Here is an 18,931-nt window from a genome sequence, read left to right as displayed (position 1 = left end):
GCCTCCTAGGATCCGACGCCGGTGAAGAACGAAGGATGCGTGAGTGCCAGCCCGTCGCGAACGGCCGCCGCCACGACGACCGCGGCCGCCAACCAAATCAACGTAAAAAGGGGATCGGCGCGCCGTTTGACCATCCCTCGCCAAAAGGAGAGAACGGTGAAAACGATCAGAACCCAGAAACCCAGGAATTGATGATGGGTTCCTTCCAGGGGGGTCCCGGCCGGAGACCACAGCAAAAACCCGCTGGCCACGGCCAGGGCGACCCCGCCGGTTCCGGTCCAAAGCAACCAGCTCGCGGAGGGGTAAAGCCAGCGGCGGTGGCTTGGCGAAAAATAGTGGGCGATTTCCATGGCCAGAGCCGCCAAAAGGAACCCCAGCGGCAGAGCGCCCGCCAACCAATGCAAGAGGGAAATGGAGATCACAGGGTGAAATTATGCCAGTTTTCGTGCGGGTCGAACCGGCGAGTCTGACGCGGGGTTACCGCTTGGGTTTAAGGTTCTTTTCGATTTCCCGCAATTTTTGGAGGGCCAAATCCGCGTAGCTTCGGTCCCGCGCGTTGTCCAGAATGTCGAGAAAAATTTCGGCCGCGCGCCGGTCGTTCCCTGTTTTTCGGTACATGTTGGCCAGAATGTTTTTCAACATGGTCGGACACTCCGGGTCTTTGATGCTCTCTTCCAGCCAGGGGATGACCTTGGCCAATTCGTCGGATTGCCGGTAAGCCAAGGCCCCCAGGTAGAGCGAATAACGGGGAAACCCGGGGTCTTGCACGGAGGCCCGGTGGAGGACTTCGATGGCTTCGTCGGCCCGGTTTAAATTGAATCCGAGAGCGCTTCCCGCAAAAAGGTAGGCGTAATGGAAAAAAGGATCCAGGGAACCCACCCGAAGCCCGTGTTCCATCAATTCGGGAAACTCGCCCAATGTCGCGGCGCCGACGGCGCCGCCTTCCCTCCCCAGGTGGAGGTGACCGGCGTGTTCGCCGGGATCTTCGCGGGTCCGATGTCCGTGTTTTTCCCGGGTTTCGGCGGAGCCGTAATAAAGCAGGAGCTGAATAAAGGCCAAGTCGGACCCCAAGCGGCGCGCCCCGGTCAGGACGGCGGCCGTGTCTTGAACCACGTAATCCTCCAACACCGGATGGTCAAAAGGCGGAAACCCCGCGTGACGGTACGGCAACCCGTTGGCGGCCGCGAGCAAAGCAACGGCGACGGCCCAGACCCAAAGGCCGGAGCGGGGTTCCATCGAAGCGGAGCGGCTCATCAGAATTCTTTTCGGGAAAAGAGGGCGATGGAGAGCGCCAAAGCGGCGCCGGTGTATAGGACCGCGTAGAGCGCGGCGGAGAACATTTGGGACATAGGAAAACCGGGGATTTCGATGTGGTCCCGAAGATTCAGCAAGGTGAGGTTGGGCAAAATCCATAACAGTCCCTTGACCAGGCCCAAGGCCAACGGTTGCCCGGATTTTTTGGCCAGGAAGCGGATCTCTTCGCCGAAGTGTCCGAGGACCCAAAAGAAAAGGGAGAACACGGTGGCCGTGGGCGCGGAGGTGAATGTCAACGAACACAGCAGGGCCAGGGCGGTCATAATCATGACCTTGAGGGCCATCGCCGGCAAGGCGGCGAAAGCCAGAGGCTGCGCCGCCCACCCTTTGAAGAAAAGCAGGGCGAAGTGCATGGCCTCCATCATCGCCATGCCGGTCCACACCGCCACCACCAAGCCAAGGAAGCGGCCCAGTATGTAAGTGGATCGCGGTTGCGGGCGGGTGAGGATCAGGTAGATGGTTTTGGATTCCATCTCTTCCAAAACGAGCGTGACCGCGCCAAAAAGAGCCATGGCCAAACCGAAGAATTCCGTCGTGGCGAATCCCAGGTCCAAGATGACGCGGACTTCCTGGTCGGCGGCGACCGCCCCGAAAAGAACGGAGGCCCCGATCATCAGCACGCCGAACAAGATGACCACGAGATACAAGCGATTCCTCAATTGCTGGGTGAGGGTGTAGCGGGCGATGGAAAAAATGGAATTCATCAGCGGATGTGGGTGTGGTCGGGGGCCACGGTTTGAACGAACACCTCTTCCAAGTGGCCGGGCTCGGCCACCCATTCCTTTTGTTCGACCACCCGAACGAGCTTGCCTTTCACCAAGATGCCCACCCGATGGCACAATTTTTCAACTTCGGAAATGCTGTGCGAAGAAAAGAAAACGGTTTTTCCTTTTTGATTCAACCCTTGGATGATTTCCCGCATTTCCCGCAAGCCAAGGGGATCCAGCCCCGTCACGGGTTCATCGTAAATCAAAATTTTAGGGTCGTGCAAAAAGGATTGGGCCAATCCGATTCGTTGGAGCATCCCCTTGGAATACTCCCGCATGGCGCGCCGTGCGTGGTCTTTCATTCGAACGGTTTCCAGGGCGGCGTCGACGCGTTCCGTCAGGGTCTTCCCCGTGAGCCCGGACAATTGGCCGTAAAAGGTGAGCACTTCGCGGCCGGAAAGGTACTTGTAAAAATAGGGGATCTCCGGCAGATAGCCGATGGCCGCCTTGGCCTCCCGGGACCCGGCCGGAGCGCCCAAAACGTCCACCCGACCGCCCGTCGGAAACAAAAGCCCCAGAAGGAGTTTAATGGTGGTGGTTTTACCGGACCCGTTGAGCCCCAAAAGGCCAAAAACTTCCCCGGTGCGGACGGAAACGGTGATCTTTTCGACGCCGAGCGTCGACTTCGTCCGCCCCAGGTGGGAACGGCGGTAAATCTTGGTGAGTTCGGTGGCCGCGAGGGCCGGGCAGTCTTCGGTCATGTCTGAGAATTTCAAAAACTCAACGCTATAACTGTACCATTTTCACCGAAAGAATGGGCGCGAAGGACTTGACCTTGGCCAAAACGTCGGCCGGAACCGGGCTGTCCACGCTCCAGAGGGAAACGGCCACGCCTCCCGGGCGGTTGCGCGCGATGTCCATGCCGGCGATGTTGATGCCCGCCGCCGAAAGCACCGTGCCCGTGTGCCCCACGACGCCGGGGCGGTCTTCGTTGGTCATGACCAAGAGGTATTTGTGCGGGGTGACGTCCACCGCCAGGCCGTCGATGCGCACAAAACGGGTGTCGCCCCGCCCGTACACCGTGCCCGCCAGTTGGTGCGTGCCCTCGGGCGTCTCGGCCTCCATTTCCAGGAGGGACGCGTAATCTTTGGCCTCGGGTTGGACTTGTTCCTGAACCCGGAGGCCCCGTTGTTGGGCCAAGAGCAAGGCGTTGACCGGCGTGGCTTTTTCCCCCAGCGCCGATAGGAATCCGGCCACGGCCGTGGCGGTGTAGAGGGACGGGTTGACCCGCGCCAGTTCGCCGGAATAACGGAGCGTGAGCGACGTGGCCGCCGCGCCGGCAAATTGCGCCAGGAAGGCCCCCTGCTTGTGGGCCAGGCCGATAAAGGAAAGCAATTGGTTTTGCCCCGCCACGTCCAAGGGCGGCAAATTGACGGCCTGCCTGGCGAACCCGTTCTCAAAGAATTCGACCAACGATTGGGAAAGCTCCACCGCCACTTTGACCTGGGCTTCTTCGGTCGACGCGCCCAGGTGCGGCGTCACGATGATTTCCGGCCGCTTCAACAGGGGCGATTGCGGGTCGAGGGGTTCTTTCTCGAAGACGTCCAGGGCCGCGCCTTTGACATGGCCGTTTTCCACGAATTCCAGAAGGGCCTTTTCGTCGATGATGCCCCCCCGGGCGCAATTGATCACGCGAACGCCTTTTTTCGTTTTGGCGAAGGTCTCGCGGTTGAGCAACCCGCGGGTCTGGTCGGACAGGGGCACGTGCACCGTGATGAAATCCGATTGGGCCAACAATTCGTCCAAGGAAACAAAGGCGATCCCCGCGCGGCGGCACCAGGACTCATCGCCCATGGGGTCGAAGGCGACCACGCGCATGGAAAGCCCGATGGCCCGGGTGGCGACTTCGCGCCCGATGCGTCCCAGGCCCACCACGCCGAGGGTTTTCCCGGTGATCTCGGTTCCGACAAATTTGGATCGCTCCCATTTCCCGGCCCGGGTGGAGGCGTCGGCGCGGGGAATGTTGCGCGCCATGGCGAAAAGAAGCGCCAAGGTTTGCTCCGCGGCGGAAATGGTGTTTCCCCCCGGGACGTTCGCGACCACGATGCCTTGCCGGGAGGCGGCGCCCAGGTCGATGTTGTCGACCCCGGTGCCGGCCCGACCGATGAATCGCAGGCCCGCGGCGGCGCCGATGACCTCGGCGTTGACTTTGGTCTCGGAACGCACAAGCAGGGCGTCGCACCCGGACACTTCGCGCAAGAGATCGGCGCCCTTCAGTCCCGTCTTGACCTGGACGGAGAATCCGGGGTTTTGTTGCAGCGGGGCAAGCCCCTCTTCGGAAATGGCATCGGCGACGAGAACGCGAATGTTCATGGGAGTCCCTTCAGAACGAAATCAAGGTCGGTCCGTCGCTGTTACGCGAGGGCCAACGCTTCCTGGGCGACCTGCACGGCTTTGCCCGGGGTGACGGGGTGGCCGAATTTCTTGAGCGCCCATTCCAAGGCCGTCAAACCGATGATCAGGTCGAAGTGGTCCATGTAGCCCATGTGGGCCAGGCGGACGATTTTGCCGGCCAGTTGTTCCTGGCCGCCGGCCACGGAGACCCCGTGTTCGTCCCGGAGCCAGTTGATCAACTTTTTGCCGTCCACGGAGGCGGGCAACTTGGCGGAGGTGAGCACCGCGCAGGGGCGGTCGGCCAGGAGGTCCAACCCCAGGGCCTGCATGCCGGCCCGGGCCATGGTGGCCAATCGCCGATGCCGGGCCCAGACGTTCTCGATGCCGTCTTTTTTGATCATTTCGAGGGCGGTCACCAGGCTCGCGACCAAGGTCACGGCGGGGGTCCAGGGCGTTTCCTTGTCCCCGACCGATTTCTTGATTTGCTTGTAGTCAAAATAGAATTTGGGATTCCGGGACTTCTCGACCACGGGCCAAGCCCGGGGGCCGACGGCCGCGAAGGCCAAGCCGGGCGCCACCATCAAGCCCTTTTGGGAGCCGGTCAGCACGACGTCCAGTTTCCAGTCGTCCATCCGCAATTCCTCGCCGCCCAGGCCGGAAATCGCGTCCACGACGGACACGGCGCCGGTTTCGGAGATCATCTGACCGAGGGTCTTCAAATCGTTCACGACGCCGGTCGAGGTTTCCGTGTGCTGCATGAACACCGCTTTGGCGTCCGGGTTCGCGCGCAGGGCCTCCAGGGCTTTCTGCGGGTCGATGGCTTTGCCCCACTCCTGGCGGACCGCCACGACTTTCGTGCCGAAGGCCTCGTTGATTTTCACCCAGCGCTCGCCGAAGGAGCCCGAGGAGAGAACGATCACTTTGTCCCCGGGGGAAGTCAGGTTGGCCACCGCGGATTCCATGGCGCCGGTGCCGGAGCCCGTGATCATCAAGACGTCGTGGGCGGTTTGATAAACGTATTTCATGCCCAGGATGGCTTTTTCAAACAAGGCGCCGAATTCGTTGGTGCGGTGGTGCAAAACCGGCAGGGCGCTTTGGGCGGCGACTTCGGGCGGAACGGGCGTCGGGCCCGGGGTGATGAGATAGTATTTTTTCATGGACAATCCTCCAGGGTTAAAAAATCAGGCTGTTTTTTTAATGCTTTCGTAGACGCGGACGGGTTCCTTTTTCTTCGCCACCACGTCCCCGTCGATCACCACCCGCTGAAGCCCCGTCTGTTCGGGCAATTCATACATGGTGCCCAGCAGGATCTCTTCGAGGATCGACCGCAAACCGCGGGCGCCGGATCCCCGTTTGATGGCCAAACGGGCGATGGCTTTGAGGCTGTCTTCGTTAAAAGAAAGTTCCACGCCTTCGAGGGTGAACATTTTCTGGTACTGCTTGACGAGGGCGTTCTTGGGTCGGGTGAGCACCTCGACCAAAGCGGCCTCGTCCAGATTTTCCAAATTCGCCAAAACGGGCAGCCGGCCCACGAGTTCGGGGATGAGCCCGTATTGGATCAAGTCTTCGGGTTGGACGTGTTTGAGAATATCGCCCATGTCCTCGCGCTTTTTGGGTTTCGGATCGACGCCGAACCCCATGCCGAACTTGCCCAGCCGCTGCTCGATCACTTTTTCCAGGCCTTCGAAAGCGCCGCCGCAAATGAAGAGGATGTTCGTCGTGTTGACCTGGATGTATTCCTGCTGGGGGTGTTTTCGACCGCCTTGGGGCGGCACGGCCGCCACGGTCCCTTCCAGGATTTTAAGAAGGGCCTGCTGCACCCCTTCCCCGGAAACGTCCCGCGTGATGGAGGGCGAATCGGCCTTGCGGGAGGTTTTGTCGATTTCGTCGATGTAAACGATGCCCCGTTCCGCCCGCTTGACGTCGTAATTGGCGTTTTGGAGGAGGCGGAGGATGATGTTTTCGACGTCTTCGCCCACGTACCCGGCTTCGGTCAAGGTGGTGGCGTCGGCGATGGCGAAGGGCACGTGCAGGAGGCGCGCCAGCGTTTGAGCCATGAGGGTTTTCCCCGTTCCGGTGGGCCCCACGAAGAGGATGTTGGATTTCTGAAGCTCGACGTCGGGCGAGGATTCCTTGGCCAGCGTCTCCACCCGCCGGTAGTGATTGTAGACGGCGACCGAAAGAATGCGTTTGGCTTGCTCCTGCCCCACCACAAAGTCGTCCAACACCTTCTTGATTTGCGAAGGTTTGGGCAACGCCCGCTGGGCCCGCCGGTCTTCCTCTTCGGTCAAGCGGGTCAGCAAGGCGTGGGAATTCCGCACGCAATCTTCGCAGACGTAGATGCCCTGGCCGCCGATGAGCCGAAGGCCCTCGCGTTTCCCTTTCCCGCAGAAAATGCACTGCAGGGCGTCTTTGTTTTCTTTGCCGGTGGGGGTCGTCACGTCGATGGGAGGGCCTTATTTGTGCCGCGGCACAAAAACTTCGTCGATCAGGCCGTAGGCTTTGGCCTCGTCCGAGGACATGTAATAGTTCCGTTCGCAGTCGGCCTTGACTTTGGCCAGGGGTTGACCCGTGTGCCGCGCCAAAATGTCCGTGAGGCGGTCTTTGGTGTGGTCCAGTTCCTTGGCTTCGATGGCGATGTCGGTCACCTGCCCCGAAAGGCCTTCGCCGTAAATCAGGGGCTGGTGAATCATGATGCGCGCGTTGGGCAGGGCGTAGCGCTTTCCTTTGCGTCCGGCCGCCAGAAGCAGGGCCCCGAAGGACATCGCCATGCCGAGGCAGATGGTGGTGATGGGCGCTTTGATGTACTGAATGGTGTCGTACACCGCCAAGCCCGCCGTCACCATGCCGCCGGGAGAATTGATGTAGAGATTGATGTCCCGCTCCGGGTCTTCGGCGTCCAGGTAGAGCAATTGGGCGATGATGGCGTTGGCCGAGTCCGTGTCGATGGCCCCGCCGTAGCCGCCGATGAAAATGATTCGATCCTTCAGGAGCCGGGAGTAGATATCGTACCCCACGGCCGCGCCTTGGTTCCAGCGTTCGATGATGGTTGGGATGATGCCGGGCATAGCGATTCCCCCTTCTTGGGTGTGTGTTAAGCCGCCGGAACTTCGGTGACTTTGGCCTGTTGAATCAAAAAGTCGAAAAGGCGTTCCTCGCGCAACTGCGCGCGAAGCGTGTCGCGTCGCCCCTTCATCCAATTTTCCACATCCGTCCGTTGTTCCGGGCGGGCGCCGTCCACAATTTTCCGAATTTGCGCGTCCACGTCGGTTTCCTCGACATTGATTTTTTCCATTTCGGCGATTCGGGACAACAAATAGGACAATCGCACCTGGCGCTCGGCCTCGGGACGGTTTTTCTCCAACATTTTCGGTTCGGCGGATTTCCAATCCGCCTCCGAGGCGCCCTGCTGAGCCAAGTAGTCCTTCACCTGGGCGGTGAGATGACGGGCCCGCTCCTCAATCTGGGAGGGCGGCACGTCGAAGACATTGTGTTGGAGAAGCCCGTCAATGACTTGCTTCTCCAGGTCCTGCCGGAGCGCCCGTTCCGCGCCGGTTTCCAAATCTTTGCGCAGGCGGTCTTTGAGCGCGGCCAGGCTTTCAACGCCGAGGTCTTTGGCGAATTCGTCGTCCAAGACCGGCATTTCCTTCTCTTTGATCGCCGTCACGGTGACTTTGAATTGAACCGTTTTTCCGGCCAACTCTTTTTGCGGGTGGACGTCGGGAAAGCGCACCGGCACTTCCCGGGTGTCGCCGTCTTTGGCGCCCAGAAGCCCCTCGGTGAATCCGTCGACGTTTTGGGGCGCCGCCATCTCGATGAGTTGATTCTTGGCGGATCCGTTGGCGACGGGTTGACCTTCCAAAAAGCTGTCGTAATCGGCGACCACGAAATGTTTTTTATCCACCGCGGCGTCTTTGGAAAGCACGAGTTTGGCGTTGGATTCCCGAAGGTCGTTGAGACGTTTATCGGTGTCCGCGTCCGTCACGGGGCGGGCTTTTTTTTGAAGAGGCAACCCTTTGTAGTCCTTGGGTTCCACCGTGGGGGCGCATTCGACCTTCACTTCGAATCGGAGGGCTTTGGTCGGGTCGCCGTCGATTTTGTCCACGACGGGGGTCGTGATGGGAACGACGTTCTCCTGGGTGACCGCGCTGTAGACGGATTCCCGCAAAAGGCGGTCCAGCGCGTCTTCCCAGGCGGCGTCCTGGAAATTCTTTTTGACCATTTCGATCGGGGCCTTGCCGGGCCGGAACCCGGGCATTTTGGCCCGGGACTGAACGCGCCGGAAAGACTCTTCCGTCGCTTTTTTAACTTGGTCCGCCGGCACTTCCACCGCCAGCAGAACGGCGCAATTCTTCCGGTCCTTCACCTTGACCTTCACTTCGGCCAGAGGCGCCTCCCCCTCTTTGTCCGCCACCGCACCGTCTTTTCCCTTTTTTTTCCAACCGAACATAAATCAATCTCCGTGCCGCTTTATTTTCCCCATCCGCTTGACGGGCGCGCCCGGTCAAGTCCGTCGTTCAAATCTGCGAGGAGAGGGACTTGAACCCACACGCCTTTCGGCATACGGTCCTAAGCCGTACGCGTCTGCCAATTCCGCCATCCTCGCGAAGACCCGCCGGGTCCAGGACCACGGCGTTTCCACAATCGCCAAAGGGATAGGGCGTAAAAAAACTGGGCCAGGAGAGACTCGAACTCTCAGCCTTGCGCTTAAGAGGCGCTTGCTCCACCGTTGAGCTACTGGCCCGCTGCCGCCGAACAACGCCCCGCCGTACCGGGGGACGATTAAATTGAACCGATGCCGTGTGGCGCGAGGGTGAAAAACCAAATCGCGCGCCCGGAGGGACTTGAACCCCCAGCCCTCTGCTCCGAAGGCAGATGCTCTATCCAATTGAGCTACGGGCGCAAATCCAGCAAGAGGTTCTATCTGGTTTCTGGCCTAGCGGCCTCCAACCATTTCCTCGGCCCCCGGCCTCGGTCACAATTGAGCTACGGGCGCAAAATCGAACGGGCGTTCTATCCTCTTCGATTCGCGGCGTGACGGATAGAAAAACCCCCCGGAGGGTGCGACGGCGCGGGGGGTCGAGACCGAGAACGAAGTATAACAAAAACGCGGAAGGGGCGAAACGAGGATTTAATCGGCGAAACGAAGGCGGCGCGCCAAGGCCGCCAAAGCCCGTCGGTCGGTCGCCGGTTTTTTCCAAAGGGTGAAAAATAAATTTTCGGCTTCCCAGAGGGTGGCCGAGAGGTCCAGTTCTTCGGCGAAATCCAAGAGAAAGAGGGCTTTGTCGGCGTCCTCCGACTTTTGGGATTGAACCAAGGCGCGGATCCGGCCCAGGAAATGGCATTCCAGTTCCTGGGTCACGCTGGACCACTGAAGTTGGACGTGAAACGCCGCGGCGTCCCGGCGAACGCGCCGCAACGGTTCGGCGGTCGATGCTTCCCCCGTGAAACCGGCCAAGGCCGCGGAGAGATCGCGCCCCAGGACGGATTCCAAGGCCAATCGGAACGCGTGCGGCATGGGGTGGTCGGCTTTTTGAAGGTAATCGATCAAGGCGCGATTCTCCGTCACGAGTCGTCGGTGGGCCCCGTCGAATTCGCCCAAGATCCGTTCGATCACGGTGGAGAGCATTCGCCGTCGTTCCTCGAGAAGCAAATCCTGAAGGGTGTAAACGTGCGGGCCGAAATGGGGTCGCATTTCGTCGAAAAAATCGTCCCCGCCTTGTTTGTTGAAACGGTCCGCAAAGGTTTGGCGCAAAGGGTCGAAAGACCCGGCGTCGCCTCCCGGGCGGAGCAGGCAGCGGAAATCGTGCCCCCCGAGATGCAGGACGGCGTAGTCGGCCGCGTAACGTTCCTCCGTCACCCGGGAGCGCACCGACAGAATCCCGGTGGTGAGAGTTTTCCCCCCGGACCGGTCCGTTCGCTGGCCGCTCAAGTCGAAATCGTAGGCGTAGACGCGACCTCCCTCCGCCGCCCCGTTGGCGGTCCGAAGGGCTTGGTGGGCGGCCATGCGGGGCAAATCGGTCACCACCGGCTGCACGAAACGGCGGTAGATCTCCCGCCCGTTGCCGAATTCGGCGATGTTGCTTTTGGCCTTGGCCAACTGTAATAAAAAGGATTCCTCGAGGCCCGCCCCCCCGGGAAAACCGGCGGCCAGTTGGAGGGCCCGGGCCGTCGACAGCAGGACCGTCGTGCTTTCCAAACCCGAAATTTCATCGAAAAACCAGGCGCAGCTCGTGAACATCAAAAGGCGGTGCCGCTCCATTTCCAACAATTTGAGCGCGTCCGTCCGCTCCGCGGGGGACAAAGGCCGGCGGGCCTGGCTTTTCCAAAAGGCGTCGAGCGTTTCGGGGGCCCGGTGGAGGATCACGTCGATGTAGGCGTTTCGGGCGCGCCAGGGGTCGAGAAAAAAATCCGCGCCGCGGGTTTCGAACAGGCGGTCGATGTCTTCCGCCAAATGGTTCAAGGAATCGCGGAGCGGCGTCCGCCACTCCTGATTCCAATGGGCGTGGGAGCCCATGCGGCAGCCGCAATTGGACCGCCACCGTTCGACGCCGTGGGGGCAGCTCCAGGACGAGGCTTCGTGAATTTCAACTTCCCAGGTGGGCGGGTGGTGGTCCAGGAATTCCCCGTAGTTGGTGAGGGAGAGGCGCCGGTCCTGCTCCAGCTTTTGGAGGGCGTAGGCCAGGGCCATGTCGCCGAAGCGGTGGTGGTGGCCGTAGGATTCGCCGTCGGTGGCGATGTGGACCAGTTGCGGTTCCTGCCGGTCGTTCGAAAACCCGTCGGTCAGGCGAGCGGCGAAAGTTTCGCCGTTGTTTAAAATGCCTTCAAAGGCGACCGCGCGGGAAATGGGGGCGTCGTAGAAAAAGAGAACGATGGAGCCGCCGGCGGGCGAACGCCACAGGTAGGGTCGGCTGGGGTCGATGCGTCCGCCGGAGACGTCCCGCCAGGCGGACTCGGCCCCCTCGTTGGCATCGGCGGAACGGCGCGCGGGACGCACCGCCCGGGCTTGTTGCGGGGAGAGCAGCGTAAACCGGATTCCGTGTTCGATCAAAACGTTCAGCGTTTCGGTGTCCACGGCCGTTTCCGCCAGCCACATGCCTTCCGGTTTCCGACCGAACCGCCAAACAAAGTCGTGAATCCCCCAGGCGACCTGGGTTTCCTTGTCCCGGCGGGAGGCCAGGGGCAGGATGGCGTGGTTGTACACCTGGGCCCAGGCGTTTCCGTGGCCCGAGCGCTCCCGAACGCTGGCGCGGTCGGCCGCGCGGAGGCCTTCGTAAGCTTCCGGCGCGTGCCGTTCCATCCAGCTCAACAGCGTGGGTCCGAAATTGAAGGAGATCCGACGATAATTGTCGATGAGTTCGACGAGGCGCCCCTCGGCGTCCAACACCCGGGAGGCGGCGTTCGGGGCGTAGCATTCGCGGGTGATGCGCTCGTTCCAGTCGTGGTAGGGGTGGGCGGAATCCTGGACTTCGATGTCTTCCAGCCAGGGGTTTTCACGCGGCGGCTGGTAAAAATGCCCATGGACGCAGACGCACCGTTGGCCGATCATGGGGAGGGAGGGGCTAGCGTTTCAAGTGCGCCCACTTGCTGCGACCGCGGGCGATCGAAACAATGCCGGATTTATCAACGTGGTAGCCCGCGGACTGGTCCTTTTCGGGATCGTGACCGATGACGGTGTCCGGCGGAAAAACGTTAAAGCGATCCGCCACGACCCGCCGGAACCGGCAGTTGGGGCCCACTTCGCAAAAATCCATGAGCACGCTGTCTTCGATGACCGCGCCGGGGTGGATGACCACGCCGCGACCGATGACGCTGTGTTTAACAAAAGCGCCGTTGACCACCACGCCTTCGCTTAAAATCGAATCCTCCACCTGGCGCCCCAAAACGCGCGCGGGGGGGCCGTTGTAGCGCCCGGCGGAAATCGGCCATTCCTCGTTGTTTAAATCCAGGCGGGGTTTTTCCCCGAGAAGGTCCATGTGCGCGGACCAATACGATTCCAAATTGCCCACGTCCCGCCAGTAGCCGGCTTCTTCGTAATCCTTCTGGCCGGGAAGCGGGGCCGCTTGAAAATTGTAGGCGTAAACGCGGTGTTTCTCGAGGAGCGTCGGCAGGATGTTTTTGCCGAAATCGTGAGCGGAATCTTTTCCGATGTCGTCGGTGAGAACTTCCTCCAAAACGTCCCGGTTGAAAATATAGTTCCCCATGGAGGAATAGGCCATCTCGGGATTGCCCGGCATCGCTTTCGGGTTCTTGGGTTTTTCTTCAAAATCGGTGAGGCGTCCGGATTTGCTGACCCCGAGGATGCCGAAGCCCTTGGCTTCGGCCAGGGGCACCGGGAGGGCCGAGATCGTGACGTGGGCCTGTTTCTCCACGTGGTAGGCGAGCATTTGGCTGATGTCCATGCGGTAAATGTGGTCGGCGCCGAACACGGCGACGTAGTCGGGATCGAAATCCCGGATGAGATTGAGGTTTTGAGAGACGGCGTCCGCCGTTCCGCGATACCACAGTTCCCCCATCCGCATTTGGGGCGGAACGACGGTGATAAAGTGGTCGGGGGTGATGCCCCGGTTGGACCAACCCACCCGCAAGTAGTCGATCAAGGATTGCGACATGTATTGAACCAGAACGTAAACGGAGAAAATGCCGGAATTCACAAAATTGGATAGCACGAAATCCACGATGCGGTATTTGCCGCCGAAGGGGACGGCGGGTTTTCCGCGTTCGATGGTCAGGGGTTTCAGCCGTTCGCCTTTCCCCCCCGCCATGACGATGCCCAAAACTTTGGAACGTATCATGATTGGTTTTTAAGATAGCTAATTTCGGTGGCCCCCACAATCCGAAGGGCGTCGAGAAAATCCTCCGGCGCGGGGCATTCGACGGCCAGGGTCCCTCCGTTTCCGGGCGACCGAAAAGCGATTCGGGCGGCGTGCAGCAGAAGCCGAACCGCCCCCCCCACGGGTCGGGGCGGCGGCCCGTAAAGGCGATCGCCCAGGACGGGGTGTCCCGCGTGGTTTAAGTGAACGCGGATCTGGTGGCGCCGTCCCGACAACGGTTTCACCCGCAACAGGGCGCCCGTGGTCCAGTTGTCCAAGGTTTCAAAATGGGTTTCCGAAGGTTTTCCCTCGGGGTCCACCCCCATCCGGCCCGACCCGAATTGACGCAGCGGTTCTCGGAATATTCCCCGGGGGACGTCCACGGGCCCCCGCACCGCCGCCAGATATTCCTTTTCCATCCGGCGGTTTTCGAACTCCAGAGACAGGAACCGGTGGGCGTCGGCGTTCTTGGCAAAAAGGACGACGCCGCTGGTGTCTCGGTCCAGCCGGTGGACCACCCACACCGGGCGCCCGGCGGCCCGCGCCAGTTCGTCGCGCAGGCAGGGGGCCGGTACGGGGCCCCGACCCGGGACGACGTCTTGACCGGCCGGTTTGTCCAGGGCCCAAAGGTCCGAGTTCTCCCACAGGACGCGAAGGGTCACGAATCAGCGGGGGACGGAAACGAAAGCGCCGGGTTTCGGTTCGCCCAGGAGCGACAAGTCGACGGGTTCGGGAAATCCGGGAAGGGCCACCGCGGGGCGGCCTTCCAAATGGAAAAAGGCCGCGACCCGTTTGGCGGTTTCGGGGCCGAGCACAATTTCCCCGGGCCCGGCGACTTTTTCGATGCGGGCCGCGAGATTGACGGCGGACCCGATCACGCTGTATTCGCTCCGGCCGCGGGCGCCCAGGCACCCGGCCAAGACTTCGCCGGTGTTGAGGGCGAACCCCACGTGAAGGCCGTCCGCGTCCGGCGCCTGCCCCATGGCGAAACGCAACATGGCGCGGGCTTTGGTGGCCGCCCGGGCCGCGGCGGCCGCGTGGTCGTCCAAGGTTTGCGGAGCGCCGAAAACGCCCATGACGCCGTCCCCCAGAAATTTATTCACCACCCCGCCCTGGTCCTGAATGGCGCCCACCAGCACGTCGAAAATCTGGTTCAGGGATTCCACCGCCTTTTCGGGGGGCACCATTCGGGCGTACGGCGTGAATCCGCGAACGTCGGCGAACAGAATCGTGACGTCCCGGCGCTCCCCCCGTTTCCAGAAATCATCGGGATGCTCCAGGACAAAACGGGCGACTTCGGGGGTTGTGAATTGCCCGAACAAATCCCGGACCTTTTGCATTTGGGACAATTCGATGTAGGCGCGGTTCAATTCCTCCCGCAGGGTTTTTTCCCGCTCCAGCTCCTTCGACAGGTGGCGTTTGGCGGCGCAGCGGTCGACGGCCATTTTGAGCGTGTCGGGCGAAAAGGGTTTAACCAGGTAATCGTAGGCGCCTTCCCGCACCGCGTGGATGGCGGAGGTTAAATCGGGGTAGCCGGTCATGATGATGACGTCGGCGTTGGTCCGGGCGCGGGCCCGCTTCGTCAGTTCCGTGCCGTTGGTGGCCCCGGGCATGTCCAAATCCGTCAGGATGAGTTCAAAACCGCCGTCCAGGCGCTCGAGCGCCTCGTCCCCCGTCGAGGCGGTGGCCACGTCGTGGCCGGCGCTGCGGAGAACGTTGGAGGCCATGTCGCGCATGACCTTTTCGTCGTCCACCACGAGGATTTTGAGGGGTTTGGAGGTCATTTCTTGTCCCCGCCCGCCACGGGCGCCCCGTCCAGCGTCTCGCGAACCCGCTGGACCAAATCCCGCGGCCGGAAGGGTTTTCCCAGAAAAGACGAGGCGACGCCTTTGAGGATGTCGTTGCGCATGTCGGACTCCATGTAACCCGACAGATAGAGAATTTTCACCCCGGGCAATCGTTGATTGACGCGCTTGGCCAGTTCCGGGCCCGAAATACCGTTCATGACCACGTCCGTCACCAAAAGGTCGATGGGGGTGGCGGTTTCCTCCATCAGACGGAGGGCCTCTTCGCCGCTGGACGCTTCCATCACTCGGTAACCGCTCTGCCTTAAAATGCGAACGGCCAAGGTTCGGACGGTGCGGTCGTCCTCGGCCAGCAGGACGGTTTCGTTGCCCTTGAAAAATTCATCGGTCTCCGGCGATTTGTCCGCCGGAACGACGGGTTCCTCCACCCGGGGAAGGTAGATCCAAAAAGTGGTCCCCTCGCCCGGGGCGCTTTGGACCCGGATGTGGCCCGCGGACTGTTGGACGATGCCGTAGACGGTGGAGAGCCCCAAGCCGGTCCCGTGGCCTTTTTCTTTGGTGGTGAAAAAAGGTTCAAACAGGTGGTTTAGAATTTTCGGGTCCATGCCGCACCCCGTGTCGGTGACGGAAATCACGGCGTATTGGCCCGGGGGGATGTCCCGGGCGTTTTTCGCCCCGGAACGGATTTCCACGTTGGAGGTTTCAATGGCCAATTTTCCCCCTTCGGGCATGGCGTCGCGGGAATTGACCCCCAGATTGATAATGATTTGTTCCATCTGCCCCAAATCGGCCCGAACCCGATGGATGTTCGGCGCCAACACCGTTTTCAATTGAATGTCCTCCCCGATTAAACGCCGGAGCATTTTTTCCAAGTTGGACACCACGTGGTTTAAATCCAACACCGTCGGTTGGGTGATTTGCCGCCGGCTGAACGCCAAAAGCTGCTGGGTCAATGTGGCCGCCCGGGCCGCGGTCTCTTTAATCTCCTCGACGTCGGCCCGGCGGGGGTCCATCCGGTCCAGGGACCGAAGCAGGAGGTCCGAATACCCCGTGATGGCGGTGAGCAAGTTATTGAAATCGTGGGCGACGCCGCCGGCCAGCCGTCCGACGGCCTCCATCTTTTGCGCCTGGCGGACCTGCTCTTCCAGGCGTTTTCGATCGTCGATGTCCCGGGAAACGATCACGGCCTTGTTCGGAACCCCTTTGTCGTCAAAGGCCCAACTGACGACCGATTCAAACAACACCCAGGCGCCGGTTTTTGTTTTGCATCGATAGGGCACGGTCCGTCCGGTGCGGCTTTCCAGGGCCTCCTGAAACGCCTTCCGGGCCCCGATTTTATCGTCCGGGTGAAGAAGGGAAAACGCTTTCTTGCCGATCAATTCCTCCGGGGCATACCCCAAGGTCTTTTGAAAGGAGGGGCTGAGATAGGTGAATTGACCCTTGGGGTCCAATAAATAAATCAAATCCCGCGTGTGCTCGGCGATGAGTCGGTACTGTTCTTCTTGGGCGCGAAGGTCTTCTTCGGCTTTTTCTTTTTGATGTTCGGTTTCCCTTTTTTTGAGAGCGTTTAAGACCGCGGACGGCAATCGTTTCAAGGTGGATTTTAAAATGTAGTCGTCCGCTCCGCGTTTCATGCATTCCACGGCGACTTCTTCCGATTGGGCGCCGGTGACCAGCAGGAACGGCACGCCGGGTTGGTAATGGCGAAGGATGGAGAGCGCTTCCAGCGCGTCGAATTGGGGGAGCGCAAAATCGGAGATCACGACGTCGGGCTTGAATTCCTTCAACGCCGCGAGGTATTCGTCGCGGCGTTCCGCCGCCCGGGATTCAAAAAGGACTTTCCCCTTGGTCAGTTCGTGCTCGATCAGCTCCCGGTCCTCGGGACGGTCTTCCACGATCAGAAGGCGCCATTTCACGGCGGGCGTGGGGCTCACGGTTTTCCCCCTTCGGCGGGAGGGGCGGCGGGCAACGTGAAAAAGAACGTCGCTCCCTCGCCGGGGAGACTTTCCGCCCACACCCGTCCCCCGTGTTTTTGAACGATGCGTTGAACGATGGCCAGCCCGACGCCGGTTCCTTCGAATTCCGAGGAAGAGTGGAGTCGTTGAAACACCTGAAAAAGGCGGTGGGCGTATTTGGGGTCGAACCCCACGCCGTTGTCCTTGATCCAGTAAGTGTTTTGCCCGGGGCCGGTTTTGGACCCCACGGTGATGAAAACGTTGGCCATGTTCGATGTGAATTTCAGAGCGTTGCTCAATAGGTTGATCCAGATTTGCTGGATCATGGCCGGGTCGCCCAGGGCCGCGGGCAAAGCTTCGATTTCGACCGTCGTCCGGCGGTGCCGTTCCGCCACCAGAAGCTCGTCCGCGATCTCCCGGGCGAGAGCGCCCATGCGCACGGAAGCGGCGTGGGGTTCTTGACGCCCCAGGCGCGCGAACGTCAATAAATTTTCGATCAGGTGGCTCATCTGTTGGGTGTTCTTGACCACCACGGTCAATAAACGCTTGCCTTCGGGGGTCAGATTGTCGGCGTGTTCGTTGAGGAGGATTTGAGAAAATCCGTCAATGGCCCGGAGCGGGGCCCGAAGATCGTGGGACACCGAATAGCTGAAGGCCTCCAATTGTTCGTTGGAGGAGCGCAGTTCCTGCGTGCGCTCGGCCACCTGGCGCTCCAGGTTCGCGTGGGTGTGGCGGAGTTCCTCGTCGCGTTTCTGCAGCGCGTCGGCCAGATGATCCACGGCGGCCGCCATTTGACCCAACTCCCCGGGCGCGCCCGCAATGCCGGTCCGGGCGTTCGTGTCGCCGGCGGCCAATCGCCGCGTGGCGTTCAGGAGGGCCGTGACGTGGCGGGTGATGAACACGTGCCCCGCCGCCCGCCCCAAAACGATGACAAAAAAGGCGGACAAAAGGAGCAGGCTCAGGTTGAGAAACAGGCGAACGCGGGCTTTGCGGTAAGCCGCCTGTTGAGATATTTCATAAACGACCCGAAGGCCCGAGCCGGTCGGCAGTCGCACGGGAGACACGGTGCGCAAATGCTCGGCGTCCTCCACGAGCCGCCGACCGCCGGTCCGAAGGGCCGCGTTATCGTCCGTCAAGGTGAGATCGCCGAAGTGCGCGTAGTCCTCGCCGATTTTGGCCGACGTGGGCGGCGTCACGGCCAGGACGGCGCCTTCGCGGTCCAGCAGCAAAAGGCGGGCGTCCGCCGGAATCGGCACTTCCCCCGCCATGCTGTTCAGCCATTTCAAATCCAGCGCCGCGAAAACGATGCCGCGGGGACGGCCGGCGGTGTCCCGAACCGGAAAACCGCAATTGAGGCTCGGCCGGTGGGTGATGGCCCCCACTTGAAATTTTCCGACCGAAAAATCATTGTTTGCCATGGAGAATTTAAAATAGGGTCGTTCCGAGAGGTCGACCCCGGGATTGAACGGCACGGCGCTCGCGAAGAGACGGCCTCTTCCGTCAATAACGCCGATGTTGAGAAAATGCGGGTAACGCGTGAGGAAATTTCGAAGAATTTTGTCGGCGGCTCGCGGGTCCGACCCTTGAAGGCTTTCCATCTGGGCAAAGGCCATCAAGACGTGGCGTGTTCCCTCGAGAAGCCGTTCGTAGCCGGCGGCGGCGAGTCGCGCGCTCAGCATGGCGTCGTCCGAGATCCCCCGGTGGTCTTGCTGCTCCCATTGAAAGTGGTCCCGAACGATCAGCGCAAACGCGGGGGCAAACGCCAGCAACAAAACCCACAGCAGGCGGGTCCGAAGGCCGATCAGGGAAGCGATGTGGCGTCCAAGGGGGCGGACGGATCGTCGAAGGAAGGGCGGCACCCAACGTGCCCGCGTGAACGGGGTCGCGGGAGCGGGGGGAACGGCGGCGGTCGTGTTGTCGGGGGGGGAAGGGGGCATGCGGTC

Annotated in this window: 15 protein-coding genes and 3 tRNA genes; all 18 read right to left on the bottom strand. The window is 61.1% G+C overall.

Annotated features, from left to right (window positions below; genetic code table 11):
- Positions 1-5 precede the first annotated feature (5 nt).
- The 18 genes from IPP68_09540 to IPP68_09455 all read right to left on the bottom strand — a co-directional run bounded on the left by IPP68_09540 (position 6) and on the right by IPP68_09455 (position 18,925).
- Positions 6-422, bottom strand: coding sequence for a hypothetical protein (locus tag IPP68_09540; protein MBL0350599.1), 417 nt, complete (start codon positions 420-422; stop codon positions 6-8).
- A gap of 55 nt (positions 423-477) precedes the next feature.
- Positions 478-1,254: a hypothetical protein gene (locus tag IPP68_09535; GenBank protein ID MBL0350598.1), complete on the bottom strand. Its 777-nt coding sequence runs from the start codon at positions 1,252-1,254 to the stop codon at positions 478-480.
- On the bottom strand, positions 1,254-2,018 hold the full coding sequence (locus IPP68_09530) for an ABC transporter permease (protein MBL0350597.1): 765 nt from the start codon (positions 2,016-2,018) through the stop codon (positions 1,254-1,256). The genes IPP68_09535 and IPP68_09530 overlap by 1 nt, the downstream gene beginning before the upstream one ends.
- Positions 2,018-2,782, bottom strand: coding sequence for an ABC transporter ATP-binding protein (locus IPP68_09525; GenBank protein ID MBL0350596.1), 765 nt, complete (start codon positions 2,780-2,782; stop codon positions 2,018-2,020). The genes IPP68_09530 and IPP68_09525 overlap by 1 nt, the downstream gene beginning before the upstream one ends.
- 25 nt (positions 2,783-2,807) lie before the next feature.
- Complete coding sequence (locus IPP68_09520) at positions 2,808-4,394, bottom strand: phosphoglycerate dehydrogenase (protein MBL0350595.1); 1,587 nt, start codon at positions 4,392-4,394, stop codon at positions 2,808-2,810.
- 41 nt (positions 4,395-4,435) lie between these two features.
- Positions 4,436-5,572, bottom strand: a complete 1,137-nt coding sequence (locus tag IPP68_09515) for an alanine--glyoxylate aminotransferase family protein (GenBank protein MBL0350594.1) — start codon at positions 5,570-5,572, stop codon at positions 4,436-4,438.
- A 24-nt stretch (positions 5,573-5,596) separates the two neighbouring features.
- Positions 5,597-6,856, bottom strand: a complete 1,260-nt coding sequence (gene clpX / locus IPP68_09510) for an ATP-dependent Clp protease ATP-binding subunit ClpX (protein ID MBL0350593.1) — start codon at positions 6,854-6,856, stop codon at positions 5,597-5,599.
- A gap of 15 nt (positions 6,857-6,871) precedes the next feature.
- Positions 6,872-7,474, bottom strand: coding sequence for an ATP-dependent Clp protease proteolytic subunit (locus IPP68_09505; GenBank protein MBL0350592.1), 603 nt, complete (start codon positions 7,472-7,474; stop codon positions 6,872-6,874).
- 35 nt (positions 7,475-7,509) lie between these two features.
- Positions 7,510-8,865, bottom strand: a complete 1,356-nt coding sequence (tig, locus tag IPP68_09500) for a trigger factor (GenBank protein MBL0350591.1) — start codon at positions 8,863-8,865, stop codon at positions 7,510-7,512.
- A gap of 74 nt (positions 8,866-8,939) precedes the next feature.
- Positions 8,940-9,021, bottom strand: a tRNA-Leu gene (locus IPP68_09495).
- Positions 9,022-9,087: 66 nt separating this feature from the next.
- A tRNA-Lys gene (locus IPP68_09490) sits at positions 9,088-9,159 on the bottom strand.
- A gap of 85 nt (positions 9,160-9,244) precedes the next feature.
- Positions 9,245-9,318 (bottom strand) — tRNA-Arg (locus tag IPP68_09485).
- A 228-nt stretch (positions 9,319-9,546) separates the two neighbouring features.
- Positions 9,547-11,964 (bottom strand): DUF3536 domain-containing protein, encoded by a 2,418-nt coding sequence (locus IPP68_09480; GenBank protein MBL0350590.1) that lies wholly within the window; start codon positions 11,962-11,964, stop codon positions 9,547-9,549.
- Positions 11,965-11,977: 13 nt separating this feature from the next.
- Entirely contained in the window at positions 11,978-13,210 is a 1,233-nt protein-coding gene (gene glgC / locus IPP68_09475) for a glucose-1-phosphate adenylyltransferase (GenBank protein MBL0350589.1), read from the bottom strand.
- Positions 13,207-13,890, bottom strand: coding sequence for an RluA family pseudouridine synthase (locus IPP68_09470; protein MBL0350588.1), 684 nt, complete (start codon positions 13,888-13,890; stop codon positions 13,207-13,209). Before IPP68_09470 ends, glgC begins: the two co-directional genes overlap by 4 nt.
- A 3-nt stretch (positions 13,891-13,893) precedes the next feature.
- Complete coding sequence (locus IPP68_09465; GenBank protein ID MBL0350587.1) at positions 13,894-15,012, bottom strand: response regulator; 1,119 nt, start codon at positions 15,010-15,012, stop codon at positions 13,894-13,896.
- The gene (locus tag IPP68_09460) at positions 15,009-16,967 is read right to left on the bottom strand and encodes a response regulator (GenBank protein MBL0350586.1); all 1,959 of its coding nucleotides are present in this window, start codon (positions 16,965-16,967) and stop codon (positions 15,009-15,011) included. The genes IPP68_09465 and IPP68_09460 overlap by 4 nt, the downstream gene beginning before the upstream one ends.
- A complete protein-coding gene (locus IPP68_09455; protein ID MBL0350585.1) occupies positions 16,964-18,925 on the bottom strand; it encodes a HAMP domain-containing protein in 1,962 nt (653 codons plus the stop codon). The genes IPP68_09460 and IPP68_09455 overlap by 4 nt, the downstream gene beginning before the upstream one ends.
- Positions 18,926-18,931: the final 6 nt, after the last annotated feature.

This window comes from Elusimicrobiota bacterium (assembly GCA_016722575.1).
GTDB lineage: Bacteria > Elusimicrobiota > Elusimicrobia > FEN-1173 > FEN-1173 > JADKIY01.
Note: the sequence above shows the minus strand (reverse complement) of the source record. Positions and strands in the feature narration are given on the sequence as shown.

Excerpts from the sequence above, each read along its gene's own strand:
- IPP68_09535 (MBL0350598.1), bottom strand. The coding sequence starts at position 1,254 with ATGAGCCGCTCCGCTTCGATGGAACCCCGCTCCGGCCTTTGGGTCTGG.
- IPP68_09530 (MBL0350597.1), bottom strand. The coding sequence starts at position 2,018 with ATGAATTCCATTTTTTCCATCGCCCGCTACACCCTCACCCAGCAATTG.
- IPP68_09525 (MBL0350596.1), bottom strand. The coding sequence starts at position 2,782 with ATGACCGAAGACTGCCCGGCCCTCGCGGCCACCGAACTCACCAAGATT.
- IPP68_09520 (MBL0350595.1), bottom strand. The coding sequence starts at position 4,394 with ATGAACATTCGCGTTCTCGTCGCCGATGCCATTTCCGAAGAGGGGCTT.
- IPP68_09515 (MBL0350594.1), bottom strand. The coding sequence starts at position 5,572 with ATGAAAAAATACTATCTCATCACCCCGGGCCCGACGCCCGTTCCGCCC.
- tig (MBL0350591.1), bottom strand. The coding sequence starts at position 8,865 with ATGTTCGGTTGGAAAAAAAAGGGAAAAGACGGTGCGGTGGCGGACAAA.
- IPP68_09480 (MBL0350590.1), bottom strand. The coding sequence starts at position 11,964 with ATGATCGGCCAACGGTGCGTCTGCGTCCATGGGCATTTTTACCAGCCG.
- glgC (MBL0350589.1), bottom strand. The coding sequence starts at position 13,210 with ATGATACGTTCCAAAGTTTTGGGCATCGTCATGGCGGGGGGGAAAGGC.
- IPP68_09465 (MBL0350587.1), bottom strand. The coding sequence starts at position 15,012 with ATGACCTCCAAACCCCTCAAAATCCTCGTGGTGGACGACGAAAAGGTC.
- IPP68_09455 (MBL0350585.1), bottom strand. The coding sequence starts at position 18,925 with ATGCCCCCTTCCCCCCCCGACAACACGACCGCCGCCGTTCCCCCCGCT.